Origin of the sequence: Methanoculleus sp., from assembly GCF_020696975.1 — an archaeon.
In the GTDB taxonomy this organism is placed as follows: Archaea; Halobacteriota; Methanomicrobia; order Methanomicrobiales; family Methanoculleaceae; genus Methanoculleus.
Window position 1 is genome coordinate 52,747 of record NZ_JAJGBK010000013.1, and the last position, 20,690, is coordinate 73,436.

At 56.5% G+C, this 20,690-nt stretch carries 31 protein-coding genes; 19 read left to right on the forward strand and 12 right to left on the reverse strand.

What is annotated here, in order from left to right; all coding sequences use genetic code 11:
- Nucleotides 1–6: 6 nt before the first annotated feature.
- The 5 genes from QZ650_RS02955 to QZ650_RS02975 all read right to left on the reverse strand — a co-directional run bounded on the left by QZ650_RS02955 (nucleotide 7) and on the right by QZ650_RS02975 (nucleotide 4,925).
- A complete protein-coding gene (locus tag QZ650_RS02955) occupies nucleotides 7–1,956 on the reverse strand; it encodes a DUF87 domain-containing protein (protein WP_292517946.1) in 1,950 nt (649 codons plus the stop codon).
- 3 nt (nucleotides 1,957–1,959) lie between these two features.
- Nucleotides 1,960–3,576 carry a DNA double-strand break repair nuclease NurA gene (locus QZ650_RS02960; RefSeq protein ID WP_292517944.1) on the reverse strand — a complete coding sequence of 539 codons (1,617 nt, stop codon included), beginning with the start codon at nucleotides 3,574–3,576 and terminating at the stop codon, nucleotides 1,960–1,962.
- A 509-nt stretch (nucleotides 3,577–4,085) separates the two neighbouring features.
- Entirely contained in the window at nucleotides 4,086–4,259 is a 174-nt protein-coding gene (locus QZ650_RS02965; protein ID WP_292517941.1) for a hypothetical protein, read from the reverse strand.
- 211 nt (nucleotides 4,260–4,470) lie between these two features.
- Nucleotides 4,471–4,647 (reverse strand): hypothetical protein, encoded by a 177-nt coding sequence (locus QZ650_RS02970; protein WP_292522453.1) that lies wholly within the window; start codon nucleotides 4,645–4,647, stop codon nucleotides 4,471–4,473.
- 14 nt (nucleotides 4,648–4,661) lie between these two features.
- Nucleotides 4,662–4,925: a hypothetical protein gene (locus QZ650_RS02975; protein ID WP_292522454.1), complete on the reverse strand. Its 264-nt coding sequence runs from the start codon at nucleotides 4,923–4,925 to the stop codon at nucleotides 4,662–4,664.
- A 486-nt stretch (nucleotides 4,926–5,411) separates the two neighbouring features.
- Here QZ650_RS02975 and QZ650_RS02980 point away from each other — a divergent pair, with 486 nt between their 5' ends.
- Nucleotides 5,412–5,672: a hypothetical protein gene (locus tag QZ650_RS02980; RefSeq protein WP_292517934.1), complete on the forward strand. Its 261-nt coding sequence runs from the start codon at nucleotides 5,412–5,414 to the stop codon at nucleotides 5,670–5,672.
- An 81-nt stretch (nucleotides 5,673–5,753) separates the two neighbouring features.
- Here the strand turns inward: QZ650_RS02980 and QZ650_RS02985 are convergent, their stop codons facing one another.
- The 3 genes from QZ650_RS02985 to QZ650_RS02995 all read right to left on the reverse strand — a co-directional run bounded on the left by QZ650_RS02985 (nucleotide 5,754) and on the right by QZ650_RS02995 (nucleotide 6,916).
- Entirely contained in the window at nucleotides 5,754–6,089 is a 336-nt protein-coding gene (locus QZ650_RS02985; RefSeq protein ID WP_292517929.1) for a type II toxin-antitoxin system PemK/MazF family toxin, read from the reverse strand.
- Nucleotides 6,074–6,271: a hypothetical protein gene (locus QZ650_RS02990; RefSeq protein ID WP_292517926.1), complete on the reverse strand. Its 198-nt coding sequence runs from the start codon at nucleotides 6,269–6,271 to the stop codon at nucleotides 6,074–6,076. Before QZ650_RS02990 ends, QZ650_RS02985 begins: the two co-directional genes overlap by 16 nt.
- 135 nt (nucleotides 6,272–6,406) lie before the next feature.
- Nucleotides 6,407–6,916 carry a hypothetical protein gene (locus QZ650_RS02995; RefSeq protein WP_292517924.1) on the reverse strand — a complete coding sequence of 170 codons (510 nt, stop codon included), beginning with the start codon at nucleotides 6,914–6,916 and terminating at the stop codon, nucleotides 6,407–6,409.
- 330 nt (nucleotides 6,917–7,246) lie between these two features.
- On the opposite strand from QZ650_RS02995, the gene QZ650_RS11845 reads away from it, so the two are divergent.
- Entirely contained in the window at nucleotides 7,247–7,408 is a 162-nt protein-coding gene (locus QZ650_RS11845) for a hypothetical protein (RefSeq protein ID WP_366829769.1), read from the forward strand.
- A 21-nt stretch (nucleotides 7,409–7,429) separates the two neighbouring features.
- Here the strand turns inward: QZ650_RS11845 and QZ650_RS03005 are convergent, their stop codons facing one another.
- The 3 genes from QZ650_RS03005 to QZ650_RS03015 form a co-directional block, all read right to left on the reverse strand.
- Entirely contained in the window at nucleotides 7,430–7,657 is a 228-nt protein-coding gene (locus QZ650_RS03005) for a type II toxin-antitoxin system HicB family antitoxin (RefSeq protein WP_292517921.1), read from the reverse strand.
- A 78-nt stretch (nucleotides 7,658–7,735) separates the two neighbouring features.
- A complete protein-coding gene (locus QZ650_RS03010; RefSeq protein WP_292517918.1) occupies nucleotides 7,736–8,125 on the reverse strand; it encodes a type II toxin-antitoxin system VapC family toxin in 390 nt (129 codons plus the stop codon).
- Nucleotides 8,122–8,331 carry a hypothetical protein gene (locus QZ650_RS03015; RefSeq protein WP_292517916.1) on the reverse strand — a complete coding sequence of 70 codons (210 nt, stop codon included), beginning with the start codon at nucleotides 8,329–8,331 and terminating at the stop codon, nucleotides 8,122–8,124. Before QZ650_RS03015 ends, QZ650_RS03010 begins: the two co-directional genes overlap by 4 nt.
- Before the next feature lie 205 nt (nucleotides 8,332–8,536).
- On the opposite strand from QZ650_RS03015, the gene QZ650_RS03020 reads away from it, so the two are divergent.
- The 8 genes from QZ650_RS03020 to QZ650_RS03055 all read left to right on the forward strand — a co-directional run bounded on the left by QZ650_RS03020 (nucleotide 8,537) and on the right by QZ650_RS03055 (nucleotide 13,299).
- Nucleotides 8,537–8,779: an antitoxin VapB family protein gene (locus tag QZ650_RS03020; protein WP_292517913.1), complete on the forward strand. Its 243-nt coding sequence runs from the start codon at nucleotides 8,537–8,539 to the stop codon at nucleotides 8,777–8,779.
- 12 nt (nucleotides 8,780–8,791) lie between these two features.
- The gene (locus QZ650_RS03025) at nucleotides 8,792–9,037 is read left to right on the forward strand and encodes a type II toxin-antitoxin system RelE/ParE family toxin (RefSeq protein ID WP_292522455.1); all 246 of its coding nucleotides are present in this window, start codon (nucleotides 8,792–8,794) and stop codon (nucleotides 9,035–9,037) included.
- Nucleotides 9,034–9,168, forward strand: a complete 135-nt coding sequence (locus tag QZ650_RS03030) for a hypothetical protein (protein ID WP_292517907.1) — start codon at nucleotides 9,034–9,036, stop codon at nucleotides 9,166–9,168. Before QZ650_RS03025 ends, QZ650_RS03030 begins: the two co-directional genes overlap by 4 nt.
- Before the next feature lie 21 nt (nucleotides 9,169–9,189).
- A complete protein-coding gene (locus tag QZ650_RS03035; protein ID WP_292517904.1) occupies nucleotides 9,190–9,840 on the forward strand; it encodes a phenylalanine--tRNA ligase beta subunit-related protein in 651 nt (216 codons plus the stop codon).
- Between the two features lie 418 nt (nucleotides 9,841–10,258).
- Entirely contained in the window at nucleotides 10,259–11,110 is an 852-nt protein-coding gene (gene nudC / locus QZ650_RS03040) for an NAD(+) diphosphatase (RefSeq protein WP_292517901.1), read from the forward strand.
- A 14-nt stretch (nucleotides 11,111–11,124) separates the two neighbouring features.
- On the forward strand, nucleotides 11,125–11,727 hold the full coding sequence (locus QZ650_RS03045) for a flavodoxin family protein (RefSeq protein ID WP_292517898.1): 603 nt from the start codon (nucleotides 11,125–11,127) through the stop codon (nucleotides 11,725–11,727).
- Entirely contained in the window at nucleotides 11,724–12,524 is an 801-nt protein-coding gene (locus tag QZ650_RS03050; protein WP_292517895.1) for an EFR1 family ferrodoxin, read from the forward strand. Before QZ650_RS03045 ends, QZ650_RS03050 begins: the two co-directional genes overlap by 4 nt.
- Nucleotides 12,525–12,573: 49 nt before the next feature.
- Nucleotides 12,574–13,299: a TetR/AcrR family transcriptional regulator gene (locus tag QZ650_RS03055; protein ID WP_292517892.1), complete on the forward strand. Its 726-nt coding sequence runs from the start codon at nucleotides 12,574–12,576 to the stop codon at nucleotides 13,297–13,299.
- A 29-nt stretch (nucleotides 13,300–13,328) separates the two neighbouring features.
- On the opposite strand, the gene QZ650_RS03060 is transcribed toward QZ650_RS03055, so the two are convergent.
- Entirely contained in the window at nucleotides 13,329–13,490 is a 162-nt protein-coding gene (locus QZ650_RS03060; protein ID WP_292517889.1) for a hypothetical protein, read from the reverse strand.
- 199 nt (nucleotides 13,491–13,689) lie between these two features.
- On the opposite strand from QZ650_RS03060, the gene QZ650_RS03065 reads away from it, so the two are divergent.
- From QZ650_RS03065 to QZ650_RS03105, 9 genes are all read left to right on the forward strand, one after another.
- Complete coding sequence (locus QZ650_RS03065; RefSeq protein ID WP_292517886.1) at nucleotides 13,690–14,082, forward strand: VOC family protein; 393 nt, start codon at nucleotides 13,690–13,692, stop codon at nucleotides 14,080–14,082.
- Between the two features lie 86 nt (nucleotides 14,083–14,168).
- On the forward strand, nucleotides 14,169–14,396 hold the full coding sequence (locus tag QZ650_RS03070) for a hypothetical protein (RefSeq protein WP_292517883.1): 228 nt from the start codon (nucleotides 14,169–14,171) through the stop codon (nucleotides 14,394–14,396).
- Nucleotides 14,374–14,664, forward strand: coding sequence for a type II toxin-antitoxin system RelE/ParE family toxin (locus QZ650_RS03075; RefSeq protein ID WP_292517881.1), 291 nt, complete (start codon nucleotides 14,374–14,376; stop codon nucleotides 14,662–14,664). The genes QZ650_RS03070 and QZ650_RS03075 overlap by 23 nt, the downstream gene beginning before the upstream one ends.
- Before the next feature lie 282 nt (nucleotides 14,665–14,946).
- Entirely contained in the window at nucleotides 14,947–15,537 is a 591-nt protein-coding gene (locus tag QZ650_RS03080; RefSeq protein WP_292517878.1) for a class I SAM-dependent methyltransferase, read from the forward strand.
- A 302-nt stretch (nucleotides 15,538–15,839) separates the two neighbouring features.
- Entirely contained in the window at nucleotides 15,840–16,433 is a 594-nt protein-coding gene (locus QZ650_RS03085; RefSeq protein ID WP_292517876.1) for a hypothetical protein, read from the forward strand.
- A 139-nt stretch (nucleotides 16,434–16,572) separates the two neighbouring features.
- Nucleotides 16,573–16,881 (forward strand): hypothetical protein, encoded by a 309-nt coding sequence (locus QZ650_RS03090; RefSeq protein WP_292517873.1) that lies wholly within the window; start codon nucleotides 16,573–16,575, stop codon nucleotides 16,879–16,881.
- A 114-nt stretch (nucleotides 16,882–16,995) separates the two neighbouring features.
- Nucleotides 16,996–17,760 (forward strand): 4Fe-4S binding protein, encoded by a 765-nt coding sequence (locus QZ650_RS03095; RefSeq protein ID WP_292517871.1) that lies wholly within the window; start codon nucleotides 16,996–16,998, stop codon nucleotides 17,758–17,760.
- A gap of 139 nt (nucleotides 17,761–17,899) precedes the next feature.
- Nucleotides 17,900–19,207 (forward strand): hypothetical protein, encoded by a 1,308-nt coding sequence (locus QZ650_RS03100; protein ID WP_292517868.1) that lies wholly within the window; start codon nucleotides 17,900–17,902, stop codon nucleotides 19,205–19,207.
- 338 nt (nucleotides 19,208–19,545) lie between these two features.
- On the forward strand, nucleotides 19,546–20,690 hold a 1,145-nt coding region (locus tag QZ650_RS03105; protein ID WP_292522456.1), incomplete at its 3' end, for a PQQ-dependent sugar dehydrogenase.

The following is a 20,690-nucleotide window of genomic DNA, read 5'->3' on the forward strand; positions in this document are numbered from 1 at the left end:
TTCTTTCTATGATTGCGTTGACAAAAATGTTTTAATCCGCTCATTTGCGTCAACCGCACGTATGGGAATAGGAATGCCGGTCATGCCTGTTGCATCATAACTTGCTATTATCCAGTCTCCTATGGTAAATTTTATCGTTTGACGTAACATTTCATCAGATAAACCAAAAGCCTCCTGTACTCGTTCTCGATCATGACGTCTAGGAAGCTTACTGACGAAGTAGGTGTGAGGCTGAGACATAATGTTAGTGTTAAGATAGGTTGTTCTTTGGGTAGCAATACCTATACCTAGCCCAAATTTCCTTCCCCTTCGTGATAACATATGTGCAATCTCATTAGAACTAGCGTAGGAGGAGTTTTGTCCGGTACTGCTTGGAATAAACTCATCGGCTTCATCAAATATGAAACTAACAAGCGGAGCGATCAATCCATTCCTTCTCCTTGATTCGTATAAGGCGTTCCCAAGTTCTTGAGTAAAGTTACGTAATCGATGGGGATCATGGGACTGAATAATAGTTAAACTTGAGTGATTTTGGCTATTCAGCTCTTGTAATAGCATATCCATTGTTGTGGTAGATTGTACTGGTAGTTTTGTACTTGACTTTATTCGGCGATTATTATCCTCTAGATTGTCTTTAAAGCTTGTTAAATTCCCTTTAGCAGTGCTTGTCAGTTTTATCCCAAGGTTTATATCTTTTAGATAATCATTGGAATTTAATTGCGATGTTCCAGAACCGCCTTCATCAATGCCTGATGACCATATCGTGGCTTGATGCGCCTTTGGTGGATTGTCTGGAGGGTTTAAAAGTGTCTCAACTGCCCCTATTATTGTCAGCAACAAGTCCGAAGTTAATAATTGAGATGAGTCCTTTTTTAAATTCGAAACCAATCGACGGATGTTTTGTTCGTAACCTCCAATATTCCCTTTAAACAGTATTTCTTCATTTTGATTTAATAACTGCCCTAGTGTTGTTTTTCTTTCACTAAAAAGTCGAATTTTATTTTTGGTAAACAGCGAATTAAGCGTGCTACTATAACTATCTTTAATTCTTTCCAAGTGTTTGGGATATAAGGACGTTTTAATGAGAGATTGAACTGCCTTATTTTGTAACTCTGCATCCTTCTCATTACTAGCCAAGTACTGAATTACACTCTCAGGAAATGTCTGCTCTCCTAGTGCAATTAGCTGTGAGTTATCAAGCGCAAAGAGTTGATCAATTAGTAAAACATTATATTCGCTCATTAGGTCAAAAATGACGATCTTCACAGGTATTTCTTCTGATTCCGCCTTTTCGAAAATTTTTGCTATTAGAGTACTTAGTAGGTTTGATTTACCAGCTTTTGTGAAGCCAAAAATACCAAAGTGCAATCGTAACAGTTCTTCAATATTAATTAAAATAGGAGTCTTTCCGTCTACAAGCCACTTGCCACATTCCAAAGTAAAACCATTGTTTGAGAGACCTTTATTCACTGCCAAGTGGGTTGCAGCACTTGATAATATACTCACATTAGTTCCTATCATTGGCAATGATGAATCCGCGACTAGGGATCTGCCTTTATCACTCTCAATAATCTCGTGGTCGGTTGGAGTAGCGATGCATCTAATGATTGTTGTATCCTCGGCTGATTCCTCTTCTTGGTTTGTCCAATCCATTGAGATGTTACGGGCAGCTTCCATTACAAATCCTGGATACCCATCACTTGTATTCCCAAGGGCATAGTGTATTGGCTTCATTGAAGTTAATTCAAGTATAGAATAATGCGTCTCTTTCTCAGAGGTCGAAAAATTTCTTGCAGCTAATAAAGTCCCTTCCTTTAAGCTTATCATTGCTTGCCGGGTATACTCAAACCAGATTTCGAACTGAAACCTAGTCTGTTCACTTTCTTCAATTCGCATCAAACGACCTGAACGGTTTTTTTCGAATAAGGTAATGGCCTCCCATTCGTTTTCTGACATGATCTATCTCCTAGCTGAATCTCTCAATGTTCTGAATTTCTGATTTAGTGGATTTATTCGAAACGTTATCTCACTTGATTGGATTAGCCGATCAACACGTCTTTTAACGCTTTTCGCACCCCAATCAGCCTTATGTAAGGGATCTGGATATCCAATTACTTCAGGAAAGAGATTCCGTGTCAATATACCTAACAAATTCATCACTGTAGCCTGGCCATAATTCATTACAGTATTATCCCCAAAGAATGCTGGTTGTATTTCCCCTAAAACATCTGATGAAATTGTGGGAATACTGTCGCTATTCATAAATTGATTGTCAAAATAAGGATCGAGAAGGCGGTCAAGGAATACGACATGACCCATTAGTGTTTTTGAACCAGAAGATTTCTTATAAAATTGTCCAAGTGAACGAGCAAAGAGTCTTTCTTGATTGACAAGAAGACCTCGATGTCCTCGAATATATCTTCCTTTCTCATCTTCTTCTACGTGAAGAGACATATAGGCGGAATCAAATTCGACTGTAGCCCATGGGGCTGAGAGATCGTCCAGTTGATAAGCTAGTCCTTCAAGCAGAGAGCGATCTGTCCACGGAAGATATTTTACTGGAACTTGTGGATAGTGACCTAACTCTCTCATCACTCCAATATAGTTACGAGAGAAGAACTTTGTTGCTGAATCTTTAACGATTCCTATCAACAAAATTCTTTTTTCCCAACATTTTTCGATAAGGGCTCTAATCCCAACGTTTATCAAGAAAGCGATGTCTTCTGGGGACATCCATCTCAATCTTTCATGACCATTTTCCAAAACAGGATATAACAGTGCTTCAGCCTCCCTCCGATGGAATAATCGATCACAAAACTCCTCGAAGAACCTCACCGTGTCAAACCAAGATGCCGCAAAATCAAATTTTCGAGATATTTTAAATCCATCATATTCAAATAATTCACGAGCATAAGTTTCGTTCAGTGTTTTTGCCCATTTATTTTTGTCAATATTTGTTTTTTGGATTAATTCTTCTATTTGAATCTCATTCTTAGAGTCTAGTTCCTTCACGAGGAATTTCCATCGAGCAAATTTTTTTACAGTAGGTACGCTCAACCTGTCATTGAATGGGTGGGCAGATGCGACCAGACCATCTCTAAATACTAACTGGCGTGTTCCAATTGGATGACCAAAGAGACGGACCGCACTTAGGTAGCCGTCTGTTGACATAAGAACTCCACTCAATGATCGATCCATCAAAATAATTTGAGGCGTGCTGAGCGTTGAGGCTGATGCCATCTGATAGGCTAAGTAAATCTCTGATAATTCCATTAATCGAGTGTGAATGTGAGACAAGTTGATCTTACTCGCATCATCAACAGCAAAATTTTCAAAGCTCACATCCGAAATATCTCCTGATTCAGCGTACGGAACAGGAATATATGAGACTATGCTTACATCCTGATCCATAGACCACCGTTCGTATGAAAGCTTGGGTGGGTCTGTTTCTATTCCGATCTTTCCTCTTACTCCGTAAGCTGCAGCAAAAAAAACCATGAAATCTTTAAAGGGATCGGCTGAGCAGGTCCCGTCAATTGCGACAAAATTTAGTTCTGATTTTTGAAAATACTCCATTATTTTAGAGTTTAGTAGATTCATTGTATGAGGTTTCGAAAACTTTGATTCGAAGTCTATAATTAGCGTGTTTAAAAAGTCATCATAAAAAGACAATCCATTCTTAGTCGTTTCTTCATATGACTGCTTATAGCGGCTGATAGAGCAATTTAGGGAATCCTGATAGCACCTAAATATTTTAGATAACATCGATGAATTATGCATTTGGATACATCAGAGGCTACTATTCGAAAATATATACTCGTTTCGATATCCTTTTGTGATCCTTTTTAGTCCCCTCCCGAATTAAAAACTTTAACAGTTAGTTTCCACTCCAATCTCTCTTCTCAGTCGGAATCTCCTCACCTTCCCCTATGAGACCCAAAGTATAGGCCTCAATGGCCTCCCGTGCCATCAATATCGCCTCGTTGACAGTCTTCCGGGAGGTAGCTGGGAGGTCGCACGGCAACGATATACTTGCCTTCCCGGTCCCTTCAGGAGGATACCCATTGCTTCGTGGATTCTGCCGCTTAACTTCCTACCTCCCCCACAACCCCAAAAACCGCCCCCCTCGCCTCCTCCCCGCACGCCACCCGCCGGAACGAGACGAGCGGGACGATCCAGGCCCCCGCCCGGGTCCGGATCACCACCGCTCTGCCTGCCGCATTCCACTCCCGCACCAGCCTCGCATAACACCCTCGCACCTAGAGGTGCTCATGCTCCGGTTCTACGAACCGTCGCACCTCGCACCTAGCGGTGCTCGAACTCCGCTCCTCCGGAGCATCGTTCCTCGCAGACCTTCGCCTGCGCCTCCCGCGAGCGGTAGACCGCCTTCTTCTCCCCGCAGACCTCGCACCGGCCGATCTCCACCTTCACCCGCGCAAACGTCCGGTGGTCGAGGACCCCCGGCAGGGGCTACACCTTCGCCGGCCGCTCTGCCTTCTTGAGGCAATCGTAACAGAGGTAGACCCCTCCGCCGCCCCGCAACACCCGCGACGCCGGCCTGCCGGTTGCAGATGCAGGCCCGGGCTCGTCCTTCTCCACCGGGAGGGCGATATAGTCCGCGGGGTCGATCGGGACAGTTGTTTTCACATTTTCACTCGTTTTCACTTCTTTACACCCTGATTTACACCCAGAAAACCCGCCAAACGGGGCAGGATCCCGGATCCGCCGATTATTATCCCGAATACCGGGCATGTTTTCACCACCGCGAATTTCACAGACACCAGAAGCCGGGTCACCCGCTCCCGCAGGCAGGCTCTCCGTTCCCGGAAATCGGTGTAAATGAGTACTTTGATCAGTACATATCTCTGTACATATCTCTTTAATAGAGCAATCATGACCATTATGGCCGGCATCTTCGTTTTCACTTTTCCCGGATTTCTGGTGAAAACCTGGTGAAAAGGTGAAAACATCAGAACCCCCGTTCTGATCGTCGGGGTCTTCGTCCAGCCAGACCGTGGCACCGCTGCTCCAGGCCCGGTAGACCTCCGGATCAAACGAGAAATAGTGCTCCCGCCGCCGGACGGTCTCCCCGACCCCGATCATCTCCCCGGTCACCGTTGCGTCGATGTAACTCACCGTCGGGCATTTCTCCAGCAGGCCGGCATACGCGGCCCGGTTGTTGGTGTAACCGTGGAGCAGCCGGTAGGTCTTCTGGTAGGAGAGGGCGAGGGCGCTCTGGAGCTGCCGGACGGTGAAGATCTCGACCCCCATCCCGGCGACGGTTTCGAGCGCCGCCGCCTCGTTTTTCGTCAGTTTGGTCTCCTGGCCCCCGACCGTCCCCGATAGGGCGCCCTACAACGTTGCCGCCGCCGTGAAGTCATCCGGCCGGGACAACCTGCCGGGTCTCCTCCGTGACCTCGCGAAAGATCCGGAGGACGGTGGTGGTCTTCCCGGTCCCCGGCGGCCCGCGGAGGACGGCGGAGAGGGCGCTCCCCCCCCCGGAGCGTGGGGCTGATGAGGAAGGCGAGCTCCTTGACCTGGGCGTCGCGGTGGTGGAGGTGCTCCGGGACGAACGTGAGCTCGAAAACGTCCGGGTCCCTGAAGAGAGTCTGGTCGCTACGGAGAAGACGGGAACGTGTCATACGTCAGTCTGGAGAAGAGGGTATTGTTAAAGGCAGGCCGTGCGCGGGTTGAAAGTGAAATGGCACGAAGGCGGCAACTGCGGGTTCCCGGCGGAAAGTAGGGGCAAGAAGTTAGTCTGCCTGCAAGATCTCAATGATCCGATCGATGACTGATGTAACGGCCTGGTCGTTGAGACGTCCGGCTCGATAAAGAATCAGGTCGACACTGGCAGAAAAGAGCCGGTTTGGCCGGATATTGCTCGGTTTGTGGAGTGTTCCCTCTGCAAAGTCGAGTTCAGTAATACCAACGGCATAGCGATCCCGGACCTGCTGACTCGTGATCTGGCAGAGAATTACATCGTCTCCTCCGGGCGCCGCAACGACAAGGGCCGGGCGCCTCTTCACGGTTGAGAGATCAGAGAAAGGAAATGGTACAACGACAACATCACCCTTTACAAGTCGCTCCACGCCTCTTCCTCCTCGGGCCGGAACCAGTCTTTCCGGAGCACGGGTTCACTTGCGAGGGCGGTGTCCGGGGCGGCCTTCCGGCGTCGGGACTTGAGGAACCGGATAAAGTCGAGCACCTCACCGTATGTCCGGGGCGGCAGGTCATCGAGCTCGCTGATGATCTCCTCTTTTACCTGAGTCATGGCAGCCTCACCTCTGCGGTCTATAATCCTCTGGTGCTTCAATCTACATATCTCTGTCTGAAGAGGAGTTATCTACCAGATGATCTATGTCCCGGCACTGAGAAACAAAAATTGAGTGGGGGACTTCCGTCCCCTTCACGCCAGGGCGGGCACGGCATCCGCCCAGGTCTCGACGGTGTTCCGGATGGCGTCGTCCTGGTAGGACGAGATCCGGACGGTCTTCCGGGTGAAGGTGACGTAATAGTCATCACCGGACGGGTTGTGGCACTTGAGTTGAGCGTAGTAGGTCTCGCCGGCATAGTTCCGCTCGGCCTCCCCGCCCATCGCGGTTGCGAGGGCCGCGTTGCCCATCACCGCCGCCGCGTTTGCGTTGAAGGCGGCAATCGTCGGGGACTGCAGGGAGACGGTCCCGACCCGCTTGCCGGTCTCCTCGTCGATGAAGTCCACCTTCGCGGTGTAGTGCTCGCGGTTCCGGACGATGGCGGCGACAGGGACGCCGTCAGAGCCGGTATACCCGACACACCCGAAGGGGTTGTCATCGATGATGGTCTCGATGAGGTTGTCAAACGACGCTACATCGGCGATCGGGACGGCGAGGTCCCGGACCGCCGTCTTGTTCACGGTCTTCTGCACGAAGTCTGCCATGGGTTTTGCTCCTTGCCTGCCAGATGCCCCAGATCGGAGATCTGAGGCAGTTGCACTGAAAGTGCAACTCTTCCCGGGAATATGACAGACAACTATAGGGTGTGCGGAAGAGGATATCAAACTGAATCTATCTGGGAGCGCGGAAAACTCTCTGATTCACCGGTATAACCCTTACGGTCAGGCTTTTTCTCTTCGACGTCCTACTGTCTTCCGGGAGGATTACCGGGATGGCCGATGCAAAGACTACCAGAGAACTTGTCTACGAGACGAACCAGGACGTGAAGTGGATCTGTAAGATGCTACAACGGATGGAGGCCCGGGACGAAGAATTTGAGGCGCGGATCCGGGCGCTGGAGGGCTGGCGGGCGGAGAAGGCAGGAGTTCGAGCATCGCCAGGTGCGAGAGCGCTGGCTCTCGACGGTCAGCGCCGGGGCCGGCGGGGTCGTCGGCGGGGTGGTGGCGGTGCTGGTGAAGATGCTCGGCGGGGGGTGAGATGACAGGGCCTGGTTAAGCTCAGACTTCGACGGTGAGGGTGTATTCCAAGAGCCCTTCCTCGGTGGGAATCTCCTCACCTTTCTCCAGGAGATGCTCAATGTAGAGCTCGATAGCCTCCCGTGCCATCGCTATCGCCTCGTCGACGGTCTCCCTGAAGGTGACACAACTGGGGAGGGCCGGCACGGTGGCGGTATACCCGCCTTCCGGCTCCTTCCGGAGGAGGATACGGTAACTGACAGGTTTCATCACATCACGTCCCTGCTCATGATGATACACTACCCGAGAATGTCAGAGGGTCTCCGTGCATGCACCACCTCGCCCGACTCACTCACCGCGAAACAGGTTTACGACCTCAAGTGCGCAGATCCCGGAAAAATCACTCTCGTTTCGGGTGACGAGCGCACATTCGTGGGTGAGAGCTGTGGCTGCGATGACCGCATCGGGGAGCTTCATCCCGCACGTCCGGCGCAGGTGGATGGCACGGTCGGCAATCGTATCGGTCAGGGGATACACTTCGGCTGAGCGAATGAAGTCCTGAGCCAGCGCATACCCTTCCGGAGTATGCTTCTTCCAGCCGAGAAACTCGATCTTCGTGATGATCGAGACCCGAAACGAGGAGGTGAGCATAGTTTCTATCTCGCTCACCCGCTCCGGCGGAATGGCATCTGCGAGGTAATAGATGAGAATGTTTGTATCAAGCAGGTACCGTTTCATGTCCGGTCCCACTCGTCCCGCAGATTCCGGACCTCAGCCTCCAGGTCGAGATCCTGGTCCCGGTATATGCCCCGGTATCTCGCGGGCTCGGCAACCCCAACAGGTCTGTCTGCAGGTTTTTCGGCGGTCAGGCTCTCCCAGAGGTCAATGGGCACAATAACGTCGGTCTTCCTGCCTTCTGCATCGCAGATGTAGTGCACTCCCATGCCGCACACTCCAGAATATGCGTATGTGGGTGCTCCGGACTGATTATAGTTATCCTGCTCCGGCGCCCCTCATTGAGGGGATCATTCTTCTGATCCTTCGTGACAGGCAGTTGTAACAGGGCAGATTCGCTATGCACCAAAGGGGCGGAGTCAGGTTCTGCCCTCGCCGGAAAGATTGATGTTCCCCTGCAGTATACTGTAGTGTATGGCAGTGGAAGCAACAATCAAGGTGACCCCAGAGGTGAAGGGGAGACTGGACAGGCTGAAGAACTACCCCCGGGAGACCTACAACGACGTGATCGACCGTCTCACCCGTGATGCCCTGGAGGAGGCCGCCGGGGAACTGACCGAGGAAGATATCCATGATATCGAAGAGGCGATTGCGGATATCAAGGCGGGGAGGGTCTACACGACGGAGGAGTTAAAGAGAGAACTCGGGATCGATTGAATGGCCTACACGGTGATCTGGACCGAAAAGGCCCTCACAAAATTGAAACCCCTGCCCAAAAAGACCGCCGCAAGGATCGTCGCAGCCGTCGAGAAGATCCGCGATAGTCCCCTTGACCACGTGCAGCAACTGCGAGGGTCCCCCTACTTCAAGCTGCGGGTAGGGGGTTACCGCGTCATCCAGGATATCAGAAAGAAGGTCCTGATCATCTACGTTGTCAAGGTCGGCAAGCGGGAGAGAGTCTATGACAATCTATGAACTCAGCCGCGTCTCTGCGCCGGATTGTTGCCCTCCCAGAGGACCGTTTCGTCCGAAAGATCGGGCGGTGCTCGGTCGAGGATATGGAAGCGATAAACGTCCTTCTGAAAGACCTGCTCTCGCTGGAGTAGCGGGCAGGACTGGTACAAACCATGAAGATTCATAAGGAGATTCTTGCCGCCTTCCCCGATCTCTCGGTTGCGGAGGGCGAGGTCGGGCCGCTCTCAATTCAGGAGAAGAGCCCGCGCCTGGGAGCCCTGAGAGACGAGATCGTCCGCGCCGTGCGTGAGCGGTATACGCTTGAGCGGGTCAAGGATGAACCGCTCTTCAGGGCCTACAGGGACTTCTTCTGGCGGGTGGGCGTCGACCCGACCAAAACGCGGCCCGCCTCGGAAGCCCTGGTGAGACGGATCCTGGCCAAAAAAGTGCTCCCGACGATCAACACTGCGGTGGACGCCTATAATCTGGCCTCAATTCGCACAGGCATACCCATTGCGGCTTTTGATGCCGATACTCTTGCCGGAGATCTCACCATGCGATTTGCAGAAGAGGGTGAGGCGTTCCTCGGTATCAGGATGGCAGCACCCGTCATGCTCCATAAGAACCAGGTTATTCTAACAGATGGGAACGCAATCGTCGCCATCTATCCGTACCGGGACTCGGATGCAACAAAGATTACCCTCGCCACGAAGGTAGTGCACATTGTGGCATGCGGCGTGCCGGGGGTTGAAAGAGAGAAAGTGTATGCGGCATACGAACTGGCTGCCGCATACCTGCAGAGATATGGTTCAGGCATCCGGTGATGTAATGGATTCCTTCATCCTCCTCCATCTCAAAGCAGTGGAGGGGGACGGAGGTCGGCCATAGTAGTATCGGACCGCCTCCGGCAGTCCGGGGTCCTCACCCGCCCCGGCATCGGTGCCGCGGACTGTGTGCGCCTATTGCCATACTTCAGTATTTTAAGAACATAACTCGAAGTTACAAAAGTAATCGATAGGTATAGTATAACCGGGAAGTGTGACCACCCAGTGAGACAACTTTCAGGATCGTGGGCCGAGGAGCCCCCCGACTTCAGTCGGGGGTAGTTGACGCAGCTGGAGATTATGCCTCTCGATGGCGAAGAGATGAATCAGATAGACGCTCGACAGAAAAAGTGCAAATCCCGTGGAAGCATGGAGAGAAGGGCTAGACCAGGGTCTGTACCGGAAACCTGGGGGAATCATGGACCATAAAGCAAGATTTGCAGTCGACTGCCTGCACAAGCAGTACCCGGAACCGGACCGGCTCCCAGGAGATGCATGCCTGGTGTTCGTCCGCGACGGCGGGGTCGGCGTCCGGAAGGACAGCACACCGACCATCTATCAAGAGGCGCCCCCGGACCTGCCGGAAGGGCTGAAGAAGGAGGCCCGGTATCTCGGTCACCGGGGGTCCGTCCCCTGTTACACCATCGAAGTCCCCGCCGACCTCTCCCTGCCCGAAGGACTGGCATGCTCCGGCGTGCGCGAACTCGTCGGCCTCATCCCGGACCAGGAACTTGCCGTTGCCGCACTTGCCGTCCAGATCATCGATTACGACAGGAACACCCGGTTCTGCGGGAGGTGCGGCACACCAACAGAGCCTGCACGGACCGAGCGGGCCAAAGTCTGTCCGTCCTGCCACCGGATCGTCTATCCCCGGCTCTCCCCGGCGATCATCGTCCTGGTGAGAAAGGGCGACTCTATTCTCATGGTCCACGGGATCAGGGCGCCTCCCGACAGGTACAGCCTCGTCGCCGGCTTTGTCGAGCCCGGCGAGACGATCGAGGATGCCGTCCGCCGGGAAGTCCGTGAAGAGACGGGGGTCGCGATCAAAAATATCCGGTACTGTGCAAGCGAACCGTGGCCGTTCCCCGATTCGCTCATGATCGGGTTCGTCGCCGATTACGAGAGCGGTGAGGTTGTCGCAGACGGCGTCGAGATCGAGAACGCCGCATGGTTTGACCGGGAGCATCTCCCGGTTCTTCCGCCAAGACTCAGCCTGACCCGTGCGCTCATCGACGAATGGGTGGGGTCGCAGGGACCGAAACAGAAATGAAGGCGGTGGAATCGATGAAGAGGCTGAAAGTCGTTGCATTCAACGGAAGTCCCCGGCAAGACGGCAACACGTCCATCCTGATCCGGCAGATCCTCGACGGGCTTGAGAACGAAGGCATCGAGACGGAACTCGTCCAGATCGGCGGGCAGATGATCCGCGGGTGCACCGACTGCCGGAGATGCTTCGAGAACCGGGACTTGCGGTGCGTTCTTGACGACGATATCGTGAACGACTGCATCGAGAAGATGCTCGAGGCCGACGGGATCATCCTCGGCTCCCCGGTCTACTTCCTCGATGTCACGGCCGAGATGAAAGCCCTGATCGACCGGGCAGGCGTGGTGGCCAGGGCAAACGACGGGCCCTTCCGGCGCAAGGTGGCAACCGCCGCGGCGGCCGTGCGACGGTCCGGGGCAAACCATACTGTCGACACCCTGCTGCATTTCATGCTCTATAGCGGGATGATCGTCCCGGGAGTCCCGGTGATCGGCATCGGCCGGGATATCGGGGACGTCCGGAGGGACGAAGAGGGGATGGCGAGGGCAAGAGAAGCCGGGAAGAACATGGCCTGGCTGCTGAAGACACTCGCATCCGCAGGTCAGACGGGGGAGACCGCATGAGGATAGACTCGCTGAGATTGGTCTGCTTCTCGCCCACGGGAAGATCAAGGACAGTTATCCAGGGTATCGCACGCGGGATCGATCATGGCACAATGGAACTCATCGACATCACGACGCCGCAGGCGAGAAAAAAACCCCTGGAGACATCGGGGAACGAACTCCTCATCGTTGCGGTCCCCGTGTACATGGGACGGGTGCCGGCCCTCCTGACGGAGTGGCTGCGGGCGATCAGGGCTCACGGCACGCCTGCGGTGAGTGTTGTCGTCTATGGCAACCGGGTGTATGAGGATGCCCTTCTCGAACTGACCGATATCCTGACCCGGCGTGGGTGCAGGCCGATCGCCGGAGGGGCGTTCATCGGGGAGCACTCGTTCTCCAGCGCCGAGGCCCCGACGGCCGGCGGTCGCCCGGATGCAGCCGACCTGCACCGGGCGGAGGCGTTCGGGCGAAAGATACGGGAGAAACTCGAGGCCATCCCATCGGTCGACCGGATACCCAATGTGACGATACCCGGCTGCCGCCCCTACCGGGGGGACCCGACGCTCTGGACGGTGGACTTCATCGCGGTCGGCGATGCATGCACCCGGTGCGGGACCTGTGCAGAGGGGTGCCCCACGGGCGCGATCGATCCGGACGAGGGTTACTCGGCCGACCCGGAGAAGTGCATCACGTGCTGCGCCTGCATCAAACACTGTCCCGCGCACGCGAGGACGATGAGACCCGGCCCGGTCAGGGACGCTTCGGTGCGGTTGAGCACGCTGTATCGGGAACGCAAGGAGCCCGAGTATTTCCTGTAGCGGGATACTCCTGCCGGCAATGGGAAGTTCCAGGAACGGGAGCGGAAGAATGGGAATCGCCGAGAGAAGACAACGAGAAAAAGAGCAGCGAAAGACCGAGATCATCGAGGCAGCCGAGCGTCTCTTCTTTGCCCGGAGTTACGAAGACGTCTCCATGGAGGATATCGCCCGCGAGGTCGAGTTGAACAAGGCCACGATCTATCTCTACTTCAAGAATAAGGAGGCCCTCTTCGCGACGATCGTGCTCCGCGGCGTCCGGATCCTCAGGGAGAGCTACGCGGAGTGCACGGCAAGGGAGGTCCCCGGCATCGCTAAAGTAGTCCTGATGGGCCAGGCTTATTACCGGTTTGCACAGGAATACCCGGACTATCTCCGGCTCATCCACTTCTACGGGTCCGAGCGGTTCTCGCGGGAGAACCCCTATGCCGCAGAGATAGGAGAGGGCTACGGGATCTGCCGCCTGATGCTCGCGGGCGCGATACAGGAGGGGATCGATGACGGGACGATCCGACCTGACCTCGACCCGTTCCTGACCTCGATGTACCTCATGATATCCTTCATGGGCATCCTCTCCCTGGAGAACCGGTGGAAACTGGCGATTGAGGCGGAAGGGTTCAGTTACGAGCAGTTCGCGAGCGAGTTCTTCCGGTTCATCACGCCGGCAATTGCTCCGGGTGAGAGATCTCACAGCGTGGACTTCAGGGACTTTGAACCATCCGGATTCTTTTTGACCGGACGTGCGGCACTCAAGAAGGAAGAGGGGAGGCAGCCTTAATGTTAGCCGTTCACCCGGCACGCTCTCACTCAGACGCTCCCGGCATCCTCGTCACACTCAAGGATGAACGCTCCCTGATACCCGCACTGCCGGCAGTGATAGAGCGTCGCGTACAGGCCACGGGCAGCCCGGTAGATCTCGATGCTCCGGCATACCGGGCAGCGGAGAACCTTCCGGGCCGTCACACTCATACACTCCTCTTGAGAGCCCCGGGGATTTGACGGTATCGCATCTCCTCCGGTTCAACCCAGGTCAGGTATGGCGCCGCGCGGTGCCGCCCGGCGCTCCGACCGCTGCCGGTGCACGGATCGTTTTGATCATGAGAACTCCGCCCGGATTCGGGTTGACCGGTTGCCAAACGTACATATAGTTCTCCGAATATGGACGATTATGAGAATCATACTGACCAATCTGTTTGTGGACGATCAGGACAGGGCTCTGAAGTTCTACACCGAAGTGTTGGGTTTCGTGAAGAAGAGCGATGTTTCTGCCGGAGAGTACCGGTGGCTTACTGTCGTCTCTCCCGACGATCCGGACGGGACCGAGCTTCTGCTTGAGCCGAACAGCAATCCCGTAGCGCAGGCATACCAGAAAGGAATCTATCAACAGGGCATCCCCGCCGCGTCCTTTGGTGTTGAAGACACCCGCGCGGAGTACGAGAGACTGAAGGAGCTCGGCGTGAAGTTCACGACGGAGCCAACGGAAGTTCTCAAAGGGGTGACCATAGCAGCCTTCGACGACACCTGCGGCAATCTCATCCAGATTCAGACGCTGCAAAAATAACCTATTTTCATTGGAGGCAGCCATCCCCTGAACTGCTTGAACCCCTCACTTTTTTTTACTGACGCATCGTGTGCAACATTGCAAATATGATAAGCACTTACAATGCTGTCATGGCTGCAACCAAGAGGATTCCCGTCTCGGAAGGGGTATGGGCGGAGATCTCCGGGCTGAAACGCCCCGGCCAGACCTTCGACGACCTGCTCTCAAACATGGTCGAGCAGGAGAAGAAGCGCCGGTTCATCGAGGATATGGACCGCATCGAGGCCGAAGGGGATTTTGTGGAGTTGGAGTTTGACGTTCCGGATACTGATTAACCGCAAGGTCCTTGAGAGCATCCAGAGCCTCAGCGCAAAGAGCTGGCGGATAATCATGGAGGAGTTGAAAACCCTGCAGGACGACCCGTATCCCGGCAGCGGAAGCGACAAGGAACGCCTGCACGTGCATGGGCGGGAAGACACCTACCGGCTTCATATCAGCCGGACATTCACGGCATTCTACCGCATCCATGAGCAGGAGTTGGAGGTTCATGTTCTTGCAGTGATCTCGACCGAGCAGGCACACAAACGGTACGGGTGGTTCTGACGTATCTCTGCTTTTATTTCCATTACCCAATGCTGCCCCGCTAACGCTGTGCTCCGTCCCTGTCGGGATCGCCGGCAACGGGACATTATGCTGCAGGATGAACTTGGAACACAACCGGGAAACCGTTATCTGCTCTCCGGTCATGACGCGCTTGGCATTTTGGCAAGGACAAGTCCAGGAGAAACGGGAGTAACGAAATTATTTTTCAGGGTCACCAAATACAAAATTCTGCCAATCCTGTAGAACCGGTTAAGTCGTTCCTGGATCAATAGATTGGATTGTATGGATATCTTCGATTCAGTCTACCAGAGCACGCCGCCCTGGGACATCGGTCGGCCCCAGAAGGCGTTCGTCGACCTCGCCGCGGCGGGAGAGGTTACGGGCTCCGTCCTGGATGTCGGGTGCGGGACGGGGGAGAACGCCCTCTTCTTTGCGGAGAGAGGCCACGATGTGCTCGGGATCGACACCGCCGCTCTCGCGATCCGCAAGGCTGAGGAGAAGGCTGCCCGGAGGGGGCTTCAGGCGCGGTTCCTTGTCTGGAACGCGCTCGACCTTGCCGGGCTCGGAAGGACGTTTGACACCGTCATCGACTCCGGCCTCTTCCATGTCCTCTCCGACGAAGACCGATCTCGTTTCGCAGGGAGCCTCACGGCCGTTCTCGAGCCCGGCGGGAAGTACTTCATGCTCTGCTTCAGCGAACAGAATCCCGGCGAGTACCCGCTCCCGAGGAGGAACACGCAGGAGGAGATCCAGGAGACCTTCCGGGAGGGCTGGTCCGTCGACTACATCCGGCCGGCAACCTTTGAGAACGCCATCCAGGCCGAAGGACACCATGCCTGGCTTGCGTCGATATCAAGGAGAGCGCAGGGCTGACGGGGCCAGGGCTGCCGATAAACGCTCCCAGTGGCTCAGGAACCGCCAAGCCTCCGGCCGGCCCCTCCCTCCTGCCCGTTCCCCCGTCTCACGGGCCCTCAAATATCGAAGAACATAATACAAAAGCCATAAATCGATTCGTAGTACACAAATTGTTCATGAGGGCATGGCACTCCATTATTTGTCTCGTAATTGCGTTTACGGTACTCTCCTGTGGCTGCTTCACGGTTGAAGTCCATTCAAAGGTCAATGCAGATGCCACGGTGAGTTCGTACTCGTTCAATCTTACAACGAACCAGTTCGTGTATAGTGCACTGAAGGAGAGCGCAAACGAGCAGGGATATTCTACGTTACGGGAATCACTCCTATCGCAGACCGACCCGGAGGCTATCGAATACAGCGAGGTCTGGGATGGTGATACGGTTACGATCCGTATGGATAGCCTGCAGCCAATACAGTCGCTCGACCCGGGGAACTGGACGATCCAGAAGGTTGACGGGTACATGGTCTACAGGGATGCAAGATTCACATCGGACGAGTCTATCGACGATTCAGGCGAACTCGGTGATGGGTCGGACGGATTCAGCGATGGTTCAGACGAGCTCGGTGATGGCTCAGACTGGCTCGGCAATGATTCAGACGAACTCAGCGACGCGATGTTCAGCGGCGTCGGCCTGCACTACTACCTTGAGATGCCCGGGAAGATCGTCGATACCAATGCAAACACGGTGAACGGGAACAGGGCAGAGTGGCACCTGACCGGAACGGATGTCTTCACGACTGAGATCTACGCTAAGAGCGAGGTGCCGGCCCTTGCGTTGCCCGGCTTCGGCGCACTGGCCGCACTTGCCGGGTTGGGTTGTGCGCTGGTGTGCCTCTACCGGAAGAGCAGGTAGCGGAGAGCAGGCTGGCCGGGCACTCACCCCTTCCTCTTCTTCTGTACTATGGTGGTGCGTTCATCTCTAACCTCCCTCTCCAGAATACTCCGTCAGCCTTCTCCGCAAAGGATAACCCTCAGTGCAACGAGGACCTATTATGAATCGCACAACGTCCAGGGCGACCCGGTGCGCTGCAGGACCATCTGGACCCAAGCCGGACCGCATGGCCCTCCTTCAAGAGATCGCCCGGTTCACCCGCGAGCATGCGGATATCCTTGCCCGGTACCACCTCCATACGATGGCCGACCTCAACCGCATCGAAGAGGAGTGCCGGAGGCTGCACAACGAGGCATGCAGCAGGGGCGCCTGCGGAAGCGCCGGGGAACTTGTGGAACTCGAGTACCTCATCGGCCGGGCGAAGGAGATGAAGGCGAAGCGGACGGAGAGCGAGCGGGGGCCGGGTTGAGCCGGCGCCCTCCAGCCGGTCATCGGGGCGGGTTACCCGGGGGTGAATCCTCCACCAACATCCTGATACGGCATTCACGCGCATACTTCTCCAGAAAGTGCCAGGATGGACTGTGTGAGGTTCTTTTTGGATGAGGGCATCGACGCCTTCGCCCGGGTCGGGATCGAGGAACTCCCCGATGCTGAGAGAGAATCGGTGCTACGGTTCTTCCCGGCCGCCCGATCCGTGATCGTTTTTGGAGGGGAGGTCCCCGTCGCGGTGTACCGGATGCCGCCGAACGAGAAGACCCGGGAGATGCTCCGGATCGCCGGGAGCCTGGACGGCACCGCCCTGCGGCTCGCCGACCTCCTGGATGCGGAGGGTATCGCTGCCCGCCCCGTCCCGCTCTACCTGCCCGTGCGGGTCGTCGACGGGAGGGTGCAGGGCGTCGTCCACTTGAAACAGGTCGCCGCGGCCGCGAGGCTCGGGGAGATCGGCGCGAGCACCCTCCTCCTCAACCGGCGTTTCGGCCCGCGGCTGCTGCTCTCCGGCGTCGTGACCGGCCCGGGTGCCCCGGAATTCGAGAGAGAGGACGGGGCGGGCGGCAACGGTGAGCCGCTCTGCACCGGGTGCGGGGCCTGCATCCGGGCATGCCCGGAGGGAGCGCTGGGGCCGGAGGGTGTCGATGCGTTCCGGTGCCGGACAGTGCGTGCATGGGTTCCGCCCCCGGTCGTCCCGGCCGTGAAGTGGCTGCTCCGGCGGCGGCTCCTGCTCGGAGCTCTTGCCCCGCTTGCGCCGTTGGTCGCTGGAGCGGCGACGATCCGGTGCAGCCTCTGCGTCACCGGATGCCCGGCGCTCCCGGGAGCGGAGGAAGAGGGGTATCCGCAGAAATCCTCCTGAAGATCGCAATCAGCCGCGGTACATTTGCGAGTCTTTAAATTCGCGCTTCTGCAATAGAACCGTAAAGGGATATCGGATGACAGGCCAGAACGCTCTGATAGCCGCAGTTATTGCGCTGATTATTGTTGCAGCAGGGATTATGATCGCATTTGGGCCCGGCGCGACCGAACCGGCTCCCACCGAGATCGTGCCGGTGAAGGAGGTGCCCACGCTGGATGAGATGAAGGCTCTCGCGGTGGAGGTTGCGGGGCAGATCGACGGCGACGCCTTCGCCGCGCTCAGGCCCGGGGACGAGAACACCCCGGCATATATCGCCATCCATGACCGGCTCAACGCTTTCCGGTCCGAGAATCCCGACATCGTCTACATCTCGACGATACGAAAGACCGGGGACGCCATCGAGCAGGTCGTTGACGCAGACTACGGCAGCATCGGCGGATACGCAATCGGCGACGGATACTACGTTGCGGAGCCGGACGAGCCGTTCCTTGCCGGATTTACGGAGCCCTACGCTGAGGTCTACTCCTGGGTCTACGGGTATGCTCCGGTGAGGGATGCAAGCGGCGCCGCCGTTGGCGTAGTCTGCCTCGAACCGGATGGCCCGATCGAGCAGGAGCGGATCGAAGCCCTTGCGGCGGAGATTGCAGGGCAGATCGACAGCGATGCCTTCGCCGCGCTCAAGCCCGGCGATGAGAATACCACGGCATTCATCACCGTTCGCGACCAGCTCGAAGCCTTCCGGACCGCGAATCCCGAGATCAGCTACATCTACACGATGCGTACGGTCGATGATACCGTCGAGTATGTCGTGGACGCAGACTACGGCAGCGACGACGGAGTTGCGATAGGCGACGGCTACACCCTGACGGACCTCGACGCCGGCCTCCTCGCCGGCTATGAGGGACTCTCCGCCGAGATCTACTCCATCATCTACGCGTATGCCCCGATCATGAACGCGACCGGCTCCAGCGTCGGGATGGCCGGCATCCAGGTGGGGAACCCGATCACGCAGGAACGGGTGAAAGCCCTCGCGGCGGAGATTGTGGGTGCGATCGACGGTGACGCCATGGCGGCGCTCAAACCCGGCGACGAGAATTCCGCGGCATTCATCACCATCCGCGACCGGCTCGCCGCCTTCCGGGACAACACCCCCGGGGTCGTCTACGTCTATACGATGCGCAAGACCGAAAACGCCACCGAGTACGTCGTGGATGCCGACTACGGCGACGGGTATGCGCCCGCGATAGGCGACGTCTACGTGCCTACGGAGGATGACGTCGCGTTCCTCGCCGGGTTTACAGAACCTTCCGCCGAACCCGGGTTTTACACCGACGAATGGGGCAACGAGACCGCAACCCTCCTCTCCGGGTATGCCCCGGTCAGGGACGCGAGCGGCGCCGTCGTCGGGCTCGTCGGCGTCGATATGGGGTTCATTCACGAATCGTAGATGACGGGGATTGCCGGGACGGGATGCATGAACTCCCTATCCCGGTCGTGCAATCTTTTTTCTCACCCGTTGCGGAAAGGATAACTCTTCCGGCGGCGAGGAGGGAGTTCCCTGCGGCATTCTGGACGTACGAACAAGGACCCTGATCCAGTATGTGGTCAAGGTCGGGAAGCGGGAGAATGTACGACAGGATCTGAGACTCTCTCCCGGATCTACAGATGGCTTTTTAGTGCTGGCGCTCGATCACCCACCCCTGAGGTGGGATCATCGATCGGAATATCCCCGGAACGGCTGTTCCGGAAGAAGTGGCCCTTGAGCCCATCACCGGGGGGTTCACCATGCCCGTTGCGCTCGCGTCCCCCGGCGACGGGACCGGGCGGCTCTTCGTCGCGGATCTCCCGGGCACCATCCGGGTCATCGGCGCCGATGAACCGTTCCTCGATATCACCGACCGGGTCGTAGACCTCCGTTCCGGCTACGATGAGCGCGGACTGCTCGGCCTCGCGTTTCACCCACAGTTCGCCGAGAACGGGAGGTTTTTGGTCTACTATAGCGCCCCGCTCCGGGAGGGGGCGCCGGCGGGCTGGGACCACACGAGCCGGGTATTGGAGTTTTCCGTCTCCACACACGGCCGGGCGGACCCGGACTCCGAGCGGGTGATCCTGGAGATCGACCAGCCGCAGGCGAACCACAACGGCGGCTCGATTGTCTTCGGGCCGGACGGGTATCTCTACATCCCGCTCGGGGACGGCGGCGGTGCGAATGACGTCGGGAGAGGCCACCCGCCCGGGGGAAACGGGCAGGATATCACCACACTGCTCGGGAAGATTCTCCGGATCGATATCGACGACGAGAAGCCCTACGGGATTCCGGAGGACAACTCCTTCGTCGGGAGAGAGGGACGGGACGAGATCTATGCCTACGGTCTGCGCAACCCCTGGCGGACGGCTTTCGACGCCGGAGGGGAGCACCGGCTCTTTGCCGCCGACGCCGGGCAGTACCTCTGGGAGTCGGTGAAGATCATCGTCCCGGGCGGCAACCACGGGTGGAACCTCCGGGAGGGCAACCATGCCTTCGACCCCGAAAACCCCTACGAGTCGCCGCAGGACGTGCCCCGGACCGGGAGGCGGGGCGAGCCCCTGGTCGACGCGATCATCGAGTACCCGAACGCCGGCCAGCCCGGCGGCATCGGGCAGGTCGTCATCGGCGGCTACGTCTACCGGGGCAGCGCAATTCCCGGGCTCGTGGGACGCTATGTCTTTGGCGAGTGGAACCGGGACGGGGCCAGAGGAGACGGGATCATCTTTGCGGCCACGCCGGCGGAAGGCCCCAACGAGATGTGGGAATTTACCGAGATCGGGGTGGCCGGGAGCCGGACCGTGGGCGCATACGTCCTCGCGTTCGGGGAGGACGCAGACCACGAACTCTACGTCCTGACATCGAAGAGCCGGGGACCGGCCGGGAAGACGGGCAGGGTCCACCG

Bases quoted from the DNA above. Each gene is read 5' to 3' on its own strand.
- QZ650_RS02955 (WP_292517946.1), bottom strand. From the start codon at position 1,956: ATGTCAGAAAACGAATGGGAGGCCATTACCTTATTCGAAAAAAACCGT.
- QZ650_RS02960 (WP_292517944.1), bottom strand. From the start codon at position 3,576: ATGGAGTATTTTCAAAAATCAGAACTAAATTTTGTCGCAATTGACGGG.
- QZ650_RS02990 (WP_292517926.1), bottom strand. From the start codon at position 6,271: ATGACTCAGGTAAAAGAGGAGATCATCAGCGAGCTCGATGACCTGCCG.
- QZ650_RS02995 (WP_292517924.1), bottom strand. From the start codon at position 6,916: ATGGCAGACTTCGTGCAGAAGACCGTGAACAAGACGGCGGTCCGGGAC.
- QZ650_RS03005 (WP_292517921.1), bottom strand. From the start codon at position 7,657: ATGAAACCTGTCAGTTACCGTATCCTCCTCCGGAAGGAGCCGGAAGGC.
- QZ650_RS03010 (WP_292517918.1), bottom strand. From the start codon at position 8,125: ATGAAACGGTACCTGCTTGATACAAACATTCTCATCTATTACCTCGCA.
- QZ650_RS03015 (WP_292517916.1), bottom strand. From the start codon at position 8,331: ATGGGAGTGCACTACATCTGCGATGCAGAAGGCAGGAAGACCGACGTT.
- QZ650_RS03020 (WP_292517913.1), top strand. From the start codon at position 8,537: ATGGCAGTGGAAGCAACAATCAAGGTGACCCCAGAGGTGAAGGGGAGA.
- QZ650_RS03030 (WP_292517907.1), top strand. From the start codon at position 9,034: ATGAACTCAGCCGCGTCTCTGCGCCGGATTGTTGCCCTCCCAGAGGAC.
- QZ650_RS03035 (WP_292517904.1), top strand. From the start codon at position 9,190: ATGAAGATTCATAAGGAGATTCTTGCCGCCTTCCCCGATCTCTCGGTT.
- nudC (WP_292517901.1), top strand. From the start codon at position 10,259: ATGGACCATAAAGCAAGATTTGCAGTCGACTGCCTGCACAAGCAGTAC.
- QZ650_RS03045 (WP_292517898.1), top strand. From the start codon at position 11,125: ATGAAGAGGCTGAAAGTCGTTGCATTCAACGGAAGTCCCCGGCAAGAC.
- QZ650_RS03050 (WP_292517895.1), top strand. From the start codon at position 11,724: ATGAGGATAGACTCGCTGAGATTGGTCTGCTTCTCGCCCACGGGAAGA.
- QZ650_RS03055 (WP_292517892.1), top strand. From the start codon at position 12,574: ATGGGAATCGCCGAGAGAAGACAACGAGAAAAAGAGCAGCGAAAGACC.
- QZ650_RS03060 (WP_292517889.1), bottom strand. From the start codon at position 13,490: ATGAGTGTGACGGCCCGGAAGGTTCTCCGCTGCCCGGTATGCCGGAGC.
- QZ650_RS03065 (WP_292517886.1), top strand. From the start codon at position 13,690: ATGAGAATCATACTGACCAATCTGTTTGTGGACGATCAGGACAGGGCT.
- QZ650_RS03070 (WP_292517883.1), top strand. From the start codon at position 14,169: ATGATAAGCACTTACAATGCTGTCATGGCTGCAACCAAGAGGATTCCC.
- QZ650_RS03080 (WP_292517878.1), top strand. From the start codon at position 14,947: ATGGATATCTTCGATTCAGTCTACCAGAGCACGCCGCCCTGGGACATC.
- QZ650_RS03090 (WP_292517873.1), top strand. From the start codon at position 16,573: ATGAATCGCACAACGTCCAGGGCGACCCGGTGCGCTGCAGGACCATCT.
- QZ650_RS03100 (WP_292517868.1), top strand. From the start codon at position 17,900: ATGATCGCATTTGGGCCCGGCGCGACCGAACCGGCTCCCACCGAGATC.